The organism is Rhodococcus huquni (genome assembly GCF_055231055.1).
Window position 1 is genome coordinate 128751 of record NZ_JBUYWE010000005.1, and the last position, 17038, is coordinate 145788.

General features: G+C 63.5%; 16 protein-coding genes. 12 read left to right on the plus strand and 4 right to left on the minus strand.

Features of this window, described 5'->3' with window-relative positions; translation table 11 throughout:
* The first annotated feature begins 3 nt into the window (after positions 1-3).
* The 9 genes from ACZI8R_RS11805 to ACZI8R_RS11845 all read left to right on the plus strand — a co-directional run bounded on the left by ACZI8R_RS11805 (position 4) and on the right by ACZI8R_RS11845 (position 9310).
* Entirely contained in the window at positions 4-1026 is a 1023-nt protein-coding gene (locus ACZI8R_RS11805; RefSeq protein ID WP_463379805.1) for an MCE family protein, read from the plus strand.
* Positions 1023-2078 carry an MCE family protein gene (locus ACZI8R_RS11810; protein WP_463379806.1) on the plus strand — a complete coding sequence of 352 codons (1056 nt, stop codon included), beginning with the start codon at positions 1023-1025 and terminating at the stop codon, positions 2076-2078. Before ACZI8R_RS11805 ends, ACZI8R_RS11810 begins: the two co-directional genes overlap by 4 nt.
* A complete protein-coding gene (locus ACZI8R_RS11815) occupies positions 2075-3367 on the plus strand; it encodes an MCE family protein (RefSeq protein ID WP_463379807.1) in 1293 nt (430 codons plus the stop codon). The genes ACZI8R_RS11810 and ACZI8R_RS11815 overlap by 4 nt, the downstream gene beginning before the upstream one ends.
* Positions 3364-4638, plus strand: a complete 1275-nt coding sequence (locus tag ACZI8R_RS11820) for an MCE family protein (RefSeq protein ID WP_463379808.1) — start codon at positions 3364-3366, stop codon at positions 4636-4638. The genes ACZI8R_RS11815 and ACZI8R_RS11820 overlap by 4 nt, the downstream gene beginning before the upstream one ends.
* Positions 4635-6044 (plus strand): MCE family protein, encoded by a 1410-nt coding sequence (locus tag ACZI8R_RS11825; RefSeq protein WP_463379809.1) that lies wholly within the window; start codon positions 4635-4637, stop codon positions 6042-6044. The genes ACZI8R_RS11820 and ACZI8R_RS11825 overlap by 4 nt, the downstream gene beginning before the upstream one ends.
* Positions 6011-6865 (plus strand): hypothetical protein, encoded by an 855-nt coding sequence (locus ACZI8R_RS11830; RefSeq protein WP_463379810.1) that lies wholly within the window; start codon positions 6011-6013, stop codon positions 6863-6865. The genes ACZI8R_RS11825 and ACZI8R_RS11830 overlap by 34 nt, the downstream gene beginning before the upstream one ends.
* Entirely contained in the window at positions 6862-7422 is a 561-nt protein-coding gene (locus tag ACZI8R_RS11835; RefSeq protein WP_463379811.1) for a h domain protein, read from the plus strand. Before ACZI8R_RS11830 ends, ACZI8R_RS11835 begins: the two co-directional genes overlap by 4 nt.
* Before the next feature lie 2 nt (positions 7423-7424).
* Positions 7425-8225 carry a nuclear transport factor 2 family protein gene (locus ACZI8R_RS11840; RefSeq protein ID WP_463379812.1) on the plus strand — a complete coding sequence of 267 codons (801 nt, stop codon included), beginning with the start codon at positions 7425-7427 and terminating at the stop codon, positions 8223-8225.
* Between the two features lie 107 nt (positions 8226-8332).
* Positions 8333-9310, plus strand: a complete 978-nt coding sequence (locus tag ACZI8R_RS11845) for an NAD-dependent epimerase/dehydratase family protein (protein ID WP_463379813.1) — start codon at positions 8333-8335, stop codon at positions 9308-9310.
* A 23-nt stretch (positions 9311-9333) separates the two neighbouring features.
* On the opposite strand, the gene ACZI8R_RS11850 is transcribed toward ACZI8R_RS11845, so the two are convergent.
* Together ACZI8R_RS11850 and ACZI8R_RS11855 are read right to left on the minus strand one after the other, a co-directional pair.
* A complete protein-coding gene (locus tag ACZI8R_RS11850; RefSeq protein ID WP_463379814.1) occupies positions 9334-10818 on the minus strand; it encodes an alpha,alpha-trehalose-phosphate synthase (UDP-forming) in 1485 nt (494 codons plus the stop codon).
* 101 nt (positions 10819-10919) lie between these two features.
* Positions 10920-11093, minus strand: coding sequence for a hypothetical protein (locus ACZI8R_RS11855; RefSeq protein WP_463379815.1), 174 nt, complete (start codon positions 11091-11093; stop codon positions 10920-10922).
* 139 nt (positions 11094-11232) lie between these two features.
* Between ACZI8R_RS11855 and ACZI8R_RS11860 the strand changes: the two genes are divergently transcribed.
* Positions 11233-12939 (plus strand): ABC transporter ATP-binding protein, encoded by a 1707-nt coding sequence (locus ACZI8R_RS11860; RefSeq protein ID WP_463379816.1) that lies wholly within the window; start codon positions 11233-11235, stop codon positions 12937-12939.
* Positions 12936-14693, plus strand: coding sequence for an ABC transporter ATP-binding protein (locus ACZI8R_RS11865; RefSeq protein ID WP_463379817.1), 1758 nt, complete (start codon positions 12936-12938; stop codon positions 14691-14693). The genes ACZI8R_RS11860 and ACZI8R_RS11865 overlap by 4 nt, the downstream gene beginning before the upstream one ends.
* Before the next feature lie 11 nt (positions 14694-14704).
* Here the strand turns inward: ACZI8R_RS11865 and ACZI8R_RS11870 are convergent, their stop codons facing one another.
* Together ACZI8R_RS11870 and ACZI8R_RS11875 are read right to left on the minus strand one after the other, a co-directional pair.
* Positions 14705-14995: a hypothetical protein gene (locus tag ACZI8R_RS11870; protein ID WP_463379818.1), complete on the minus strand. Its 291-nt coding sequence runs from the start codon at positions 14993-14995 to the stop codon at positions 14705-14707.
* 130 nt (positions 14996-15125) lie between these two features.
* The gene (locus ACZI8R_RS11875) at positions 15126-16061 is read right to left on the minus strand and encodes a methionyl-tRNA formyltransferase (protein ID WP_463379819.1); all 936 of its coding nucleotides are present in this window, start codon (positions 16059-16061) and stop codon (positions 15126-15128) included.
* 111 nt (positions 16062-16172) lie between these two features.
* Here ACZI8R_RS11875 and ACZI8R_RS11880 point away from each other — a divergent pair, with 111 nt between their 5' ends.
* Positions 16173-16976 carry an alpha/beta fold hydrolase gene (locus tag ACZI8R_RS11880; RefSeq protein ID WP_463379820.1) on the plus strand — a complete coding sequence of 268 codons (804 nt, stop codon included), beginning with the start codon at positions 16173-16175 and terminating at the stop codon, positions 16974-16976.
* The last annotated feature ends 62 nt before the right edge of the window (positions 16977-17038 follow it).

The following is a 17038-nucleotide window of genomic DNA, read 5'->3' on the forward strand; positions in this document are numbered from 1 at the left end:
ACGATGAGAAGTGTTTCGATCAAGCTGTTGGTCTTCGCGACTGTGATGGCCATGATCTTCGCGGGACTTGCGCTGGTGTTCAGTCAGTATCGGTTCTCCAGTTCGAACGACTATCAGGCCACGTTCACCGATGTTTCCGGTCTCAAGCCGGGCGACAAGGTGCGCATCGCCGGCGTCCCCGTCGGCGCGGTCGAGAGCGTCGACATCGACGACGACAACCTGGCGTCGGTCGATTTCACCGCCGACACCAAGTACAGCCTGTTCGACGGCACCAAGGCCACGGTTCGGTACGAGAATCTCGTCGGCGACCGCTACATGGAGCTCCTCGAGGGGGCAGGTTCGACCGAGCAGCTGCCGGACGGAGGCTCGATTCCTGTCGAGAACACCTCTCCCGCACTCGATCTCGACCTCTTGCTCGGTGGTTTCAAGCCGCTTCTTCGTTCGCTCAACCCGGCCCAGGTGAACAAGCTGTCGGAGGCGCTCGTGCAGGTCTTCCAGGGACAGGGCGGCACGTTGGTCTCACTGCTCGGCAGCACGAGTTCCTTCACCAACACTCTTGCGGATCGAGACCAGTTGATCGGGGACGTGATCAACAATCTCAACGAAGTCCTCGGCACGATCAACGACAAGGGCGACCAGTTCAAATCCACCCTCGACCAGTTGCAACAGTTGGTCAGCGGTTTGGCACAGGACAAGGACCCCATCGGCGAATCCATCCCCAAGCTGGCCACGGCAACAGGGGATCTCGCTCAGCTGCTCGAGGGTGTGAGACCACCTCTGCAGAGCACGATCGCGGAGGCGAATCGCACCGCCACCCAGCTCAACGCGGGCGAGGACGAGATCAACTGGGTCCTCGAACGACTTCCGGAGTCCTACCGGAAGCTGATTCGCCTCGGAACCTACGGCAGTTTCTTCCAGATGTACGTCTGTAGTGCCAACTTCAAGTTCGGAGCACCGAACGGCGAGGACTTGGTCGTCAAGATGCCTGGGGCCCAAGATACGGGAAGGTGCGCGCCGAACTCATGAAAGCAGAACGCAATCCCGTCCAGGTCGGCATCATCGGTGTCGCCGTCTCCGCGATGATCGTGATCGCGACCTTGCAGTACGACCAGCTTCAATTCATTTCGGGTGGAACGCATTACGTCGCCGAGTTTGCCGACGCCGGCGGCTTGCTCGTCGGCGACGAGGTCAGTCTCGCGGGCGTGAAAGTCGGCAAGGTGACTGACGTCGAGCTCGACGGTAAGCACGTCGACATCACCTTCACGATCGAGGATGGAATCGCACTCGGTGACGCGACCGAGGCGAACGTCAAGACCAACACTGTGCTCGGTAGGAAGTCTCTGCAGGTCGTTCCGCGCGGCAGCGAAACGCTGGACGTCGGAAGCACCATTCCCCTCGACCGCACCAACTCGCCGTATTCGCTCAACGATGCACTGGGCGACCTCACGACCACGGTGTCCGAACTCGACACCGATCAGGTCAACAATGCCCTCAACTCGATGTCGGGAGCCTTGGAGAACACGCCACCCGAGTTGCGGACTGCGCTCGAAGGAATGACACGGCTTTCGGAAAGCATCAACTCGCGCGACGAGAGCCTGCAGCAGTTGCTGTCTCGGGCGGAGGACGTGACGGGAATCTTGGCTGATCGGAGTGGACAGATCAACCAGTTGATCGTCGACGGAAACCAGCTGTTCGCCGAACTCGACCGTCGGCGTAATGCGATCAGCCAGTTGATCGTGAACGTGTCCGCGGTGTCCAAGCAACTATCGGGATTGGTTCTGGACAACCAGGAGCAGATGAAGCCGACACTCGACCAACTCAACCATGTGGTCGGGATCCTTCAGAAGAACAAGGACAACGTGGGGCACGCGTTGGAGGCGCTCGCTCCCTACGCGACCTCCCTTGGTGAGGCCGTGGGAAGCGGCCCGTTCTTCATGGCGTATCTGCAGAACATCGGTGTTCAAAAGTTCCTGCAGCCGTTGTCGGATGCCGTGACGTGGCCGGAACACCTGCCTGACGATCTGCGGTCGTTGGTCGACCCCGCGCCCGGTATCGAGTTCAAGGATCCGACACGATGACAGAGACGAACACCGTGAAATCACGCAAGAAGTGGCTGGCTCCACTGGCCGCCGGATTGCTTGTCGTCGCTGTGGTGGTGGCTGCGGCCGTGTACTTCCTTCCCGGCCTGGGAAAGAACAAGGTGGTCGCGTACTTCCCGAGCACGACCGGGTTGTACGAAGGCGACGACGTGCGGGTGCTCGGCGTGAGCATGGGCCGTGTCGACACGATCGAACCTGGTGGCGACTATTCGAAGGTCACCATGTACGTGGACTCTTCGGTGGACGTGCCGGCCGACGCCAAGGCCGTCATCGTTGCCCCAAGTTTGGTGTCGGGCCGATTCGTTCAGTTGACCCCCGTCTACGAGGGCGGCCCCAAGCTCGAAGACGGGGGCGAGATCCCCATCGAGCACACAGCGGTTCCCGTCGAGTGGGACGAGATCAAGACCGAACTCACCAAACTCTCCGACGCACTGGGGCCGAAGGGTGCCGACCCGCAGGGTTCACTGGGGAATTTCATCGACACCGCCGCAGACAATCTCGACGGCAACGGACAGACGATCCGGGACACCTTGCGGGAGCTCTCGGACACGATGCGCGTCCTGTCCGACGGCCGGACCGACCTCTTCGGCACGGTGCGCAACCTGCAAACTTTCGTCTCCGCGCTGTCGTCCAGCAACCAGCAGATCGTTCAGTTCGAGGGCCGCCTCGCCTCGGTATCGAGTTTGATGGCAACGAACTCGGACGAGTTGGGTCAGGCATTGGCCGATCTGGACATTGCGCTTGCGGACGTCGATCGGTTCGTGCGGGAGAACCGAGGCGCGCTCACCGAACAGGTAGGGCGTCTCGCGGAAGCCACTCAGGTTCTTGCAGACCATCGTCCGGATCTCGAAAAGGTCCTGCACGTGGCACCGACCGCGCTGGCCAACTTCAACAACATCTACAAGCCTGCGCAGGGTTCGTTGGTGGGCGAAGTAGCTTTCCCGAACTTCGCTAATCCGGTGCAGTTCATGTGTGGTGCCATCCGCGGTATCGAGGCCAACGATTCGGAGAAGAGTGCCGACCTGTGTGCGCAGTACCTGTCGCCGGTACTGAATTCGTTGACCAACAACTACCTTCCGATTCTGACCAATCCGGTAGCGGGGACGAATGCGTTCCCCGACCAGATCACCTACAGCCCGCCGAGCCTGGCAGGTGAAGTTCCGCCGCGCACCGCGAAGTTCCCGGACGCCGCTCCGCTGAACTTGGCTCCTGCCGTAGGTATCCCGAAGGGACTCGAAGAATTGCTGCAGCCGGGAGGTGGACGATGAATCGTCGAGTCACGAGGGGCCGAGCACGTAGAGGCGTGGCCATCGCCGCACTGTCGACAGCATTGGCAGTCACTCTCACTGGATGCGAGTGGGAAGGGCTCAACTCGCTGCCTCTGCCAGGAACGCAGGGACAGGGCGATGACGCGTACACGGTGAAGATCGAGATGCCGAATGTGACGACGCTGTCGCAGAACTCACCGGTTCGGGTGAACGACGTGACGGTGGGGGCGGTCACCGGTATCGACGTGGAGAACTGGCACGCCATGGTCACCGTCTCCATCAACCACGGGGTGGAACTGCCTGCCAATGCGACGGCGAAGATCGGGCAGACCAGCCTTCTCGGTTCACAGCACCTCGAGTTGGCGCCGCCTGCCGATACCAGTCCCGAAGGTGTTCTCGCGGACGGCGATGTGATTCCGATCGAGCGTGCGGGGGCATACCCCACCACCGAACAGACGCTGTCTTCTCTCTCGGTGGTTCTGAACGGTGGCGGGATCGCCCAGATCCAGGACATCACCGAGGAGTTGAATGCGACCCTCGACGGTAGGGAAGGTTCGATTCGAGATCTGCTTCCCCAACTCGATCACCTGGTGACGAGCCTCGATCAGCAGCGTGGCGACATCGTGAATGCGATGGAGGGAATGGACCGGTTGGCCGGCACCGTCAACGCTCAGAAGGACACTCTCACCGCGGCTCTCGACAGCATTCCGCCTGCGCTTCAGGTGCTGGTCGGACAGCGGCAGAACCTGACCAACGCGCTGGTGTCGCTGGGCAATCTCAGTGATACAGCCACCCGAGTCATCGACGAGAGTGGCGAGGATCTCAAGGCCAACCTGCGCAATCTGACGCCGGTTCTGCGTGAACTCGCGGACTCGGGCAGTGCATTGACAGACGTTCTCTCTCTTGCCCTCACCTATCCGTTCCCGATGAAGACCATGGACAATGCAGTCAAGGGTGACTACGCGAACCTCATGATGATGATCGACATGACGCCCGAGCGAATCGACAACAACTTCCTCACCGGAACAGGGCTGGGCGGCGCCTTGGGTGGCGTGGAAGGTGCGCTCGGCTCGCTGGCCGGGCCCGCGGCAGGAACCGGAGATCCACTGAGAAACCCATTGCAGCCTCCGGCTGCTGCCCCTGCCCCTGCGCCGCGCGGTGATTCGAAGCCGGCTCCGCCCAAAGCGCCCGCTGCGGCACCGGCGCCGTTGATTCCAGGATTGCCGTCGATCCCGGGCATTCCGGGGCTGGGAGGGGGACCGACGCCATGATGCTCACGAGGTTCGTCCGCATACAGCTGATCATCTTTGCGATCCTGACGGTGATCGGTCTCGTGGTGATGTCGCTGCAGTACATCAAGGTTCCCTCGATGTTCGGAATCGGCCGTTACGACGTGACCGCCGAACTGTCGTCGACCGGTGGCCTCTACCAACGTGCGAATGTCGCGTATCGCGGCACCAACATCGGTGTGGTCGACGCTGTCACCCTCAATTCCGACGGTGTCGAAGCCAAGATGTCGATCGACAGCAGCTACAAGGTTCCGGCCGATGTGGACGCAGTGGTCAAGAGTGTGTCGGCGGTCGGTGAGCAGTACGTGGATCTGATCCCGCGATCGTCCGACGGAGCCGATCTTGCCGACGGTGACGTGATTCCCGAGGACCGGACAGCAATCCCGCAAGATGTCGGTGAGATGCTCGACCAGGCGGATGTGCTGCTTGCCAGCATCTCGGACACCCGGTTGCGCACCGTGATCGACGAAGCGTTTCTGGCCTTCAACGGGGCCGGGCCCGACCTTCAGCGACTGATCGACTCGGCTCGTCTCTTCGTGCAGGAGGCCGACAATAATGTCGATGCGACCAAGACTCTGATCGATCAGGTCGGCCCGCTGCTGGAAACACAGGAGGTCAGTAGCGACGCGATTCGCTCATGGACCAAGGACCTGGTGACATTCACCGATCAGGTGCGTGCCAGCGACCCAAATCTTCGATCGATTCTCCAGAAGGGCCCCGGAGCAGCGCAGGAAGCCAACGCGCTGTTCCAGGACCTTCGCCCGACGCTGCCCCTGCTGTTGGCGAACCTGGTGAGCGTCGGTGAGGTCGGTGTCATCTACCACCCCGGCATCGAGCAGATCCTCGTTCTGTATCCGCCTCTGACCGCGGCGTTGACCACCGCGGCAACGGGGGGACCACTCGACGAGGGTGCGATCGTGGACTTCGGTCTGGCACTGCATGATCCACCTGCATGCATGACCGGATTCCTGCCACCCGAGCAGCGACGTGACGGCACTCAGACGGAAACCATTCCGACGCCGAGCGACCTGTTCTGCAAGACCGCACCGGACGACCCCAGCGTCGTGCGAGGCGCCCGAAACCTGCCGTGTATGGAGTATCCGGGCCGACGCGGACCCTCGCCCGAGGCATGTCGCGAAGGTTATGTGCCCGAGGGCAACAATCCGCCCACCGGGCCCATCATGCCGGCGGATGTACCCTCGTACACGACAGTTCCAAGTTCCTACGAAGGCTCCTCAGATGTGCCGGCAACGGCAGTCCCGTACGACCCGGGTTCAGGAAGCTTCAGAGGATCGGATGGCCATGCATACAGCCAACCGAACCTGACGTCCGGATCGCCGAGAAAGGACCCGACGTGGCAGACGATGATGACAGGACAGCTGGGTTGAGTCCGAAAACCGACTCCCCATCGACCCCAGCTGCAGACACCGCGAAAGAGGCCGGAGCGCCCAACGTCCGACAGCGTCGACGTGCAGTGCGAACTGCCGGTGCTCCGGGGGCTGCGAACGAAGCCGGTGCTCCGAATGAGGCCAGCGCTCCGAAGGAGTCGAAGAGCGCGGACGCAGTTTCCACTACGTCCGCCCCCAAGTCGTCGAACGAGACGGCCGAACCGGCGAAAGCCGACTGGAAGACCGTCGCTGCGGAGCCCGTCGGTACGAGCGAGTCGGACAAAAAGGCTGTGCCGGTGTCCGATTCGGCAGCAGGTGAGGCCACGAAGACCAAGAGATCACCGAAGTCGCTCGCGATCGCCGGCATTGCAGGTGTCCTTCTGGTCGCGCTCATCGCTGCCGCTGTGATTCTGGCGGTCCTCCGCTACCAGGTCCAGGCGGACAACGAGAAGCGTCAGGAGTACGTGGACGCCGCGAAGCAAGCGGTGCTCAACCTGACCACGATTCATCCGGAATCCGCTCAAGACGATGTCGCGCGGATCATCGACGGGTCGACCGGCGAGTTCCGTGAGGACTTCGAAGGCCGACGGGACCCGTTCGTCAGCGTGGTGCAGGACAGTCAGGTGAAGACGGACGGCACCATCGTGGAAGCGGCGATGGAGAAGTTCACCGACGGGCCTTCCACCGTTCTGGTTGCGGCCAAGACGACAGTGAGCAGCGCCGATCAGCCCGAGCCCGCGGACCGCGATTTCCGTATGCGGGTGACCGTGGTCGACGAGGACGGCACGTTGAAGGCATCGAAGTTGGAGTTCGTTCCGTGATCGAAGAGAAGAGCACCCACGAGGCGCCGGAAACCCCGGCCGACCCGGAGAAGACCGCACCCGGCAGCGGAAGGAACACGCGAAACACGATCCTTGCGTCGATCGCGGGAGTGCTGGTTCTGGCGCTCGTCGGTCTGGTCGTGTGGCAGGGCCTCGCGTACCGCGAAGATCGACAGGTCGATCAGGCCCGCGAAGAAGTCGTCGATGCGGCAGGGCAGCAGGCGGTGGCCATGCTCGCCTACAATTTCGACACCGCCAAAGACCAATTGACCGGTGCCGCAGACGGACTGACCGGATCGTTTCGCGAGGACTACACGAAGCTGATCAACGATGTCATCGTTCCCGGAGCACAGGAAAAGAAGCTCACGGTGCAGGTGACCGTGCAGGCCGGTGGTGTGATCTCGGCCGAGCCGGAGCACGCTTCGGTTCTGCTTTACCTGAACCAGATCACCACCAGCGCAGACGCTCCCGAAGCGAAGACGTCCGGTAGTCGAGTTCGAATCGGGCTCGACAAGGTCGACGGCCGGTGGCTGGTCAACAACCTGGAACCCGTGTAGTCGTGGCTCCGCAAGCGCAGGACCTCCTCGATCTCGTGGAAGGGTCCCCGAAAGCGGTCGCCGTTCACGACCGCGAGGCCTGGTTGAACCTGTTCGCGCGCGATGCCGAGGTCAACGACCCGGTCGGTTCGGCGCCCCATGTCGGGATACCGTCGATCGGGCCCTTCTACGACACGTTCATCGGACCCAACACCATCTCGTTCCAGGTGGACCGCGACGTCGTGTGTGGCATGACGGTGGTCCGAGATCTGTACGTCACGACGGTCATGTCGACGGGCGCGACACTGAGGATCCCGATGCACCTGCGGTACGTCGCAGACGACTCGGACGGGAGCCTGAAGATTGCGCGGTTGTATGCGCACTGGGAACTTCCGTCGATGATCACGCAGTTGATGCTCGCCGGCACCAAGGGGCTCGTGGCCTCGGCGAAGCTGACTCCGCAGTTGGTGTCGAATCTCGGCCCGAGTGGAGTCGTCGGTTTCATGCGTGGACTCGTGCGGGTCTCCAGGCGAGGCAAGAAATCTGTAACGTGTTTCCTTTCCGCGGTGGGGGAGAAGCGCGTGGATGTCCTCGAAGGATTGCTCGCGAAGGATGCGGTTCTGGAGTACCCACTCGGCACGCCGGTCACGCCGGCGCAGTTCGTCGAACGCGCTGGCGACCTCACGTGGAGCAAGGTTATCTGTGCAGGTAGATCCGTTACTGCGTCGATCGAGTCTGCCGAAGAGGCGGGTGTGATCCACTTCGAGTTCGGCCCCCGCGGCCGCGAGATCGAAACTGTACACATGCTGACGAATCGTAAATGAACTCTTTCTAACTGAAACAAGTTCCAGTACTCTCGGGTAGGCCAGGCCGAGGCTCGACGCACCCCGCGCGGACCGTCAAGGCCAAGACCTAGTGCAGGGAGTCGTTCATGAAGGTCGCAGTCACAGGGGCCGCCGGCTATGTCGGGACCAACCTCGTCAATCTCTTGGTGGACCAAGGCCACGAGGTGACCGCGATCGACCGTGTGCGATCGGTCCATGCCCCTGAAGCGGGCGTCCGATGGGTGAACGGAGACGTGCTCGATCCCGCGTCCATGGAAGAAGCTCTCGCCGGCGCGGAGGTCGTGTATCACTTGGTCGCGATGATCACGCTCGCGCAGAAGGACGAACTGGCGTGGAAGATCAACACCAGGGGCGTACGGACCGTCGCGGAGGCCGCCTTGGCGGTCGGAGTGCGTCGGATGGTGCACTGCAGCTCGGTTCATTCTTTCGACCAAGAAAACTGCGGCGGATCGCTCTCCGAGATCTCTTCTCGCTCAGTAGACCCTTCGCTGCCGGTCTACGACCGCTCGAAGTGGCAGGGCGAGATCGAACTCAGGGAGGTTGTCGACGCCGGTCTCGATGCCGTGATCTGTAATCCCACAGGCGTTTACGGTCCCGCCGACTACGGCCTGTCTCGCGTGAACGGCCTGCTTCGGTCGGCGGCTCGTGGTCGCATACCGGCATTCGTCGACGGAGGTTTCGACTTCGTGGACGTTCGCGACGTCGCGGCAGGGCTCATCGCAGCAGGGGAAAAAGGGCGGACCGGCGAGAACTACTTCCTGTCCGGCCACATGCTGCAATTGACCGATGCCATGCGCATCGCCGCAAACGCTGCGGGCCGCCGCGGCCCGGTGTTCAGTCTCCCGACCGGAGTGTTGAACGCCGTGATCCCGATCCTCGAGCCGATCGGAGCGAAGCTGGGTTCGGACGTGCTGTCGAAAGCTGCGATGTCGGCAATTCTCGCCGCACCGAGGATCGACGGATCGAAGGCGCGTGCCGAGATCGGATACAACCCGCGCCCCGCAGAAGAGACGATTCGCGACCTGATCGCGTTCCTGGTGTCGTCCGGACAGCTCGGGAGCTGACGGAAGCCGCGGACGGGCGAGCGTCAGTTCTGCTCGTCCGCCTCGCCGGGAGCGATGAGGGCGCGGCCGGCCGCGCCGTCGTGAGCCAGAGCGTCGAGGAACGAACGCGCCCACCGGTCGACGTCGTGCGCGAGAACCTGTCGGCGTAGTGCTCGCATGTGGCGCCGACCGTCCTCGCGAGGCTGATCGAGCGCCTGCTCCATCGCATCCTTCACGCCGTCGAGATCGTGCGGGTTGCACAGGAATGCCTGACGCAGTTCGGATGCGGCTCCGGTGAATTCGCTCAACAGCAGTGCGCCACCGAGGTCGCTGCGGCACGCCACATACTCTTTGGCCACGAGATTCATACCGTCGCGCAGCGGAGTCACCAGCATGACGTCGGCCGCGACGAAGAAGGCGATCAGTTCTTCCCGGGGGATCGGCCGGTGAATGTAATGGATCACCGGTCGACCGACTTCACTGAACTCGCCGTTGATGCGAGAGACCTTGCGTTCGATGTCCCCCCGCATCTGCACGTAGCTCTCGACGCGTTCGCGGCTCGGAGTGGCCAACTGGACCATCACCGTGTTCTTGGGATCGACTCGCTTCTCGTCCAACAGTTCGTGGAGAGCGGCGAGTCGGACGTCGATGCCCTTCGTATAGTCGAGGCGGTCGACGCCCAACATGATGCGTTCGGGGTTTCCGAGTTCTTCGCGGATCTGCTTCGCGCGGTCGCGGATCGCCTTGCTCTTCGACTGTTCGTCGAGTTTGCCGGAGTCGATCGAGATGGGAAAAGCGCCCACCCTGACGTTTCGGAATCCGACCTGGACCACGCCGAGTTTGGATCGGACTCCGACCGTTCCTCGTGAGGTCGGCTGGCCGGCGAGGCGTCGTGCGAGATACAGGAAGTTCTGGGCGCCACCCTGCAGGTGGAAGCCGATGAGATCGGCGCCGAGCAGTCCCTCGACGATCTCGGTGCGCCACGGCATCTGCATGAACAGCTCGACCGGGGGGAACGGGATGTGGAGGAAGAAGCCGATGGTGAGATCGGGTCGCAGCATGCGCAACATCTTCGGAACCAACTGCAGCTGGTAGTCCTGGATCCAGACTGTCGCACCGTGCGCCGCAGCCTTGGAAGTCGCCTCGGCGAACCGCCGGTTGACCTCGACGTACGAGTTCCACCACTCGCGGTGGTACTCGGGTTTGACGATGACGTCGTGGTACAGCGGCCAGAGGGTGGCGTTGGAGAAGCCCTCGTAGTACTGGGCGATGTCGTCGGCGCTCAGCGTGACCGGGTAGAGCTCGAGACCATCCTCGACGATGGGGTCGAGATCCGCATCGGCGACGCCGGCCCATCCGACCCAGGCGCCCTGGTTGCGACGCAGGATCGGCTCCATCGCCGTGACGAGCCCACCGGGGCTGCGCTTCCAGCGTGTGGTGCCGTCCGGGAGCCGCTCGAGGTCGACCGGAAGCCGATTGGCAACGACGACGAAAGTCGCCTGCCCGGACACCTCGTCCTTTACGGACATCTCGACATCGGCCGCATCTTTCGACGCAGATCGTGCGGACGTGTCTGATGTTTCCGGACCGGCGGCCACATGCTTCCTTAGGGTCGAGTGAACGGGACTTTTCAGTCGGTCTTGTTCTCGGGGCCGATTCCGAGCATCGACAGGAGCATTCGGCACTCTTCGGCATCGGCAGCATACGCAGCAACAACGCGCTGTGCCTGGTGTGCGGTTTCGTCGGCGACGGGCTTCAGTTCGTCGTCTGCGATCTCGGTGTCGGCGGTCGTCTTCGCGGCCATGCGTTTCCTCTCGAGCTTGCTGCTACCTCGGGGGTAGTTAGTCGTATCGCCGACTCTATGAGAATCGAGTGGTCGGATGCCAGTCGCACAGTGAGTTAGGGTGTGCTCAGTTTATGGTGTCGGCGTACTTGGAGTGTCGGTGAGAAGTGGTGGTGCGGCGATTCTCCGCCGGGTGATCCTGCGGAATCGACGCGCCCTCGCGATCGGCACGGTGCTGGTGAGTGTGCATCAGTTGGCCGAGACGATGGTGCCCATCTCGATCGGCGTCATCATCGATCGAGCCGTGGTGACAGGTGACACGTCGGTTCTCGTCGTGTCGCTGGTCGCACTCGCAGTGCTTTTCGTCGTCCTCACGGCGGCGTGGCGGATGGGCGCCCGCTTCATCGTCCGGGCGATGCAGAAGGAGGCGCATTCGCTGCGTGTGGAGGTTGCGCGTCGGATTCTCGACCCGCGCGGCGTGCGCACCGAACTGCGTGCCGGGGAATTGCTCACCGTGTCCACGTCGGATGCCGATCATGCGTCGTGGGTCGCGGACATCGTCGCGCGCGGCGCTGCGGCGCTGACCGCCGCACTCGGGTCGGCGATCGCGCTTCTCGTCATCGACGTGCCGCTCGGTCTTGCCGTGCTGATCGGCACCCCGGTCATTCTCGGATTGCTTCAGTTGGCCGCGCCGTTGATCACTCGCCGGGCGACGGCCGAACAATCTGCAATCGGCAGGGTGTCCGCGATGGCCACCGATCTGGTGAGTGGTGTTCGCCCGTTGCGCGGCATCGGCGCGGAGGCAACGGCCTCGGCTCGGTACGGCGTAACGAGCCGGGATGCGCTGGGCGCTGCGCTGAGGACTGCGAAGAGCGCCGGTGTCTACGCCGGGGTCGCGATGACAGTCAGCGGGCTGCTCGCCGTGTGCGTTGCCGGTCTGGCCGGCTGGTTCGCCCTCAACGGCAGAATCACCATCGGTGAGCTCGTCACAGTCGTCGGGCTGTCGCAATTCTTCATCGAGCCGCTGGGAATGCTGGCCAGAATGCCGGGTGTGATCGCGGTGTCGCGGGCCTCGGCCGATCGACTGGCACTCGTCTTGGATGCGGAGCCGATGCTGCCCGCCGGGACCGATGCGGAGCCGGTGGGCAACGACCTGCAATTGCGTGATGTGCGCTACCGCTCCCTCGAGGGCTTGACGTTGTCCGTGACTCCGGGAGAGCTGCTCGGGGTGCTCGCCTATCGGCCGCAGGACGCGGAGGCGCTGGCTGCGGTTCTTTCGGGGCAGATTCCACCGGACCGATACTCGGGCGATCTGGCGGTCGGGGGCTCGACCCTGGCGGACGCGGGCCTTGTGCAGACCCGTCGGACGTTGCTCGTGGAACCCCACAATGCGGACCTGTTCTCGGGCACGATCGGATCGAACGTGCTGGCAAGTGATCGGAACGCTCACAGTGCGGACGTGGACAGCGCGCTCGCGGCGTCGTCGGCCACCGACGTGGTGTCCGTTCACACCGCCGGCCTGGAACACGAGGTGACGGATCGAGGTGCGTCGTTGTCGGGCGGGCAACGTCAGCGCGTGGCGCTCGCTCGGGCGCTGGTGGCACGATCGCCGATTCTCGTGCTGCACGATCCGACGACGGCGGTGGACGCGGTGACCGAGCACAGCATTGCGGACGGGATCGCGCAGATGCGTCATCGCGGACAGTCCGAAGGCGGGCACACGACGGTGCTCATCACGAGCAGCCCGGCGCTACTGGCCGTCGCCGACAGGGTCGTCGTGATCGACAACGGTGTACACGTCGCCGAAGGCACCCACGCGAGCCTGGTGGAATCGGACGAGGTCTACCGCAGGGCGGTCGTGCGATGACGGAGCGTCTGCCCACCGCGAATGCGCGAGACACCTGGGCCTGGTTGCGCACGCAGTTGCGGAAGCAGCGCGGCGCAGCACTGCTGACCCTGTTGGTTGCGGCGGCTGCCGCGGCGTTCGCGTTGATCCCCGTCTACGTCTTCGGCGTACTCGTCGACCGTGTTCGCGAACAGGCCGATCCGTCGATCCTCGTGTGGGTCGTCGCCGTCATCGTGTGTGCGGCCGTGTTGGGCGGCATCTGCACGGGCATCGCCACCTATCTCGTGAAACGACTCGGCGAACGGATACTTGCCTCGCTGCGTGAGCGTGCAGTCGAACGCGCGTTGCGGCTGCCGATCGACACCCTCGAGCGGGTCGGAAAAGGTGATCTCCTTGCGCGGGTGGGAGACGACGTATCGGTGATCGGAAAGGCCGTCACCGACGTGGTTCCCAATCTGGTTGCGGCCGTACTGCTCGTGGTCCTGAGTATCGTCACGATGCTCGGCATGGATTGGCGGCTCGGACTCGCGGGCATGGTGGCGTTGCCTATGTACGTGCTGGCCTTGCGCTGGTATCTGCCCCGTTCCGCCCCCGTCTATGCGGCCGAGCGGGTGGCCATGGGCGAGCGCTCTCAAGCACTCGTCAGCAGCATGCAGGGTGCTCGCACCGTTCGCGCCTACGGGCTGGAGGACGAGCATCTCGTTGAGATCGATAGATCGTCCGGACGAGCCAGAGACCTCGCTGTCGGTGTCTTCGGTCTGTTCACTCGATTCGCCGGGCGCGGAAATCGGGCCGAGTACGTCGGCCTCGCCACGATTCTGGCGGCCGGGTTCTTCCTGGTGAAGGCCGACATGGTGACGGTCGGCGAGACGACCGCTGCGGCGTTGTTGTTTCACCGGCTGTTCAACCCGATCGGCATGCTGATGTATTCGTTCGACGAGGTTCAATCGGCGGGGGCGAGCCTCGCGCGGCTCGTCGGAGTCATCGACATTCCGGAGTCTTCGCGAACAGGATCCTCACGAACGGCACCGACGGCGGACTTGAATCTCGACGCCGTTCGGCACACCTACGACGGCGCGCACGAAGTACTTCACGGTGTCGACCTGCATATCGGTGCCGGGGAAAGGGTCGCACTCGTGGGGTCGACGGGAGCGGGCAAGACGACGCTCGCCGCGATCGCTGCGGGTTCGATCGAGCCGACGTCAGGTTCCGTGACGATCGGTGGTGTGCCGTTGGCCGAACTGGGCGACCTCCGCGCGAACGTGGCAATCGTGAGCCAGGAAGTGCACGTCTTTGCCGGAACTTTGGTGGAGGACCTCCGGCTCGCCGCACCAGCCGCCTCCGACGAACGCGTGGCGGCGGCGCTGACACAGGTCGGCGCATTCGGCTGGGTCCAGGCACTGGAATCGGGCGTGGACACCGTCGTCGGTGAGGGTGGGCACGACCTGACCGCGGCACAGGCCCAGCAGTTGGCCCTTGCCCGGCTCGTGCTTGCCGACCCGGCGGTCGCAATCCTCGACGAAGCCACAGCAGAAGCCGGGAGCTCGGGTGCTCGCGATCTCGAGGCGGCAGCGGAGGCTGCCACTCGGGGCCGGACGACGCTCGTAGTCGCACACCGGCTCACCCAAGCGGCATCGGCGGATCGGGTCGTCGTGCTCGAACACGGGCAGATCCTCGAACAGGGATCACACGACGAACTCGTCGCCGGCGACGGCCGATACGCGCAACTCTGGGCGGCGTGGGAAGGCCGTCGGCTCAGCGGGGAACGTCCATAGCAGGCTCCGCCTCAGTTCAACGGCGGGTGTTCGCCGTACTCGACATCGGGAGTGGCGGCGGGTGCGGCCGCGCTCGTAGCCGACTTGTTCGATCGCCACCGAAGGAACACGATCGTGCAGGCAACCACGACGACTGCGATCGGTACCGTCCACGGCAGAACGTGCAGCACCTTGTCGAAGAAGGTCTCGCCTTCCTGAAGGGGTGCCAAGACCACCGTGGACGACACGAACACGGCCGCGATGCGAATGAAGATCTCGACGTTCTTCGGCAGCGAAACTTCCGATGAACTACGTGTTGGCACTGTGATGACCCCCCGGTTGAGTAGCCGAAACTCTAGCGCCACGAGCCTGAGTGCACACAAATCGGTCCCGCCGGCGGGATCCCGTCGATGAACGCGATTTGTGTGCACTCAGGCACGTTGGTCAGACCTGTCAGCCGAGGTAACCGCCGCCGTGCGGGAAGAACTCTCGGCCGGGCACCTCGGTGCCGTCGTCGAGGCGTACGAGTTCGATGCGCAGACCCTTGTTGCGTCCGGTGCGCGCGTCGGGGCCGGCGACGATGACCATGCCGTCACCTTCGTGGATGAACACGCGGCCAGGGGTGCCGCCGAAGTTGCCCTCCGACACCGATGCCTTCAGGACGCGGATGCGTTGGCCCTTGAAATGCGTGAACGCGTTCGGATAGGGGTCGGACTGGGCGCGCACGAGGCGTTCGATCGCGTCCGCGGGCCAGGTCCAGTCGATGCGGCTGTCCACCTCGGCGCGCTTGTGGAAGAAAGTGGCCTGCGAGCGGTCCTGCGGCGTCCAGTCGGTGCGCCCCGAGGCGATGAGTTCCAGCGCGTCGAGGGTGATCGGACCGATCATGTCGACGGTGCGATGGAAGAGATCGGTGACCGTGTCCGTCGGTCCCACCGGAGTGGGGCGCTGCAACACGATGTCGCCCGCGTCGAGCTCCTCGTCCATGAGGTGCGCGGTGAGGCCCACCTCCTCCTCGCCGTTGATGAGCGCCCAGATCAGTGGGGAGAAGCCCGTGTACTTGGGCAGAAGGGAATCGTGGATGTTCAGGGTGCCGTATTTCGGGGAGTCGAAGACGTCCCGCGGCAGCCAGGTGCGCCAATTGTTGGCGACGATGATGTCCGGGTCCGCCTCTTTCAAGGCCGCCTTGAACGCCTCGTCAGGTTTGGTGGCGATGTGAACGGGAACGTTGTGTTCGGTGGCGAGATCCGCGACGGAGTCGGCCCACATCTGCTCGTAGACGTGGTCGCTCTTGGGGTGCGTGATGGCCAGGACGACCTCGTGTTCCGAACCCAGTAACGCCTGCAGAGTACGGTGACCCCAGGTTTGGTATCCGAGTGTGGCGACTCTCAACGCACTCCTCCTAGAGGGTTGTGGGTTGTCGCCGCAAAGTCGCGACGACGTACTGAGCCTAGGCTATCCAATCTTGAAATGGGTCGGCAGAGGCCGAAGGAAAGGGCAGAGATGACGATCGCCACGATCAATGGAATTCCCCTGAACTATCAGGTCAAGGGGTCGGGAGAGCTCGTGGTTCTCATCATGGGCACCGGTAGCCCCGGTCGTGTGTGGGACCTGCATCAGACTCCGGCATTGGTTGCGGCCGGCTATCAGGTCTGCACATTCGACAATCGCGGCATCGCCCCGTCCGGTGAGAGTGTCGACGGAATCACGATGGATCAGATGGTGGCGGACACCGCCGGCCTCATCGAACACCTTGGGAACGGCCCGGCGCACGTCGTGGGCACGTCGCTGGGTGCTCGCGTCGCCCAGGAACTGGCTCTGGCACGTCCGGATCTGGTGAAGAAGGCCGTCTTTCTCGCGGGGCACGCTCGCATGGACCTGTTCCAGCAGACGCTGACCGAGGGGGAGCGCGCGCTGGTCGACGGGGGTGTCGAACTGCCACCCAAATACCGTGCTGCGGTCACTGCCGTGATGAATCTGTCGCCGGCTTCGCTCGCCGATACCAACACGGCCCGCGACTGGCTCGACCTCTTCGAGTTCAGTGGTGGCCGGACCTCCGCGGGTGTTCGTGCGCAGATGGGGATGGATCGATCGTTCGACCGCCGTGCGGCGTACCGCGAGATCAAGGCCAAATGCCTGTCCGTCGGGTTCGCCGACGACCGGATGATTCCGGCGTACCTGTGCCGCGAGGTGGCCGATGCCATCCCGTCGGCGGCGTACTACGAGATCCCCGATGTCGGGCACTACGGGTACCTGGAGCAGCCTGACGCAGTGAACAAGGTGGTCCTCGAGTTCTTGGCGGGTTGATTCCCGGCGTGTGACGTCCGTCGTGGGTTTAACAGAATCCGCACCTAGTGGGTAGCCTTACC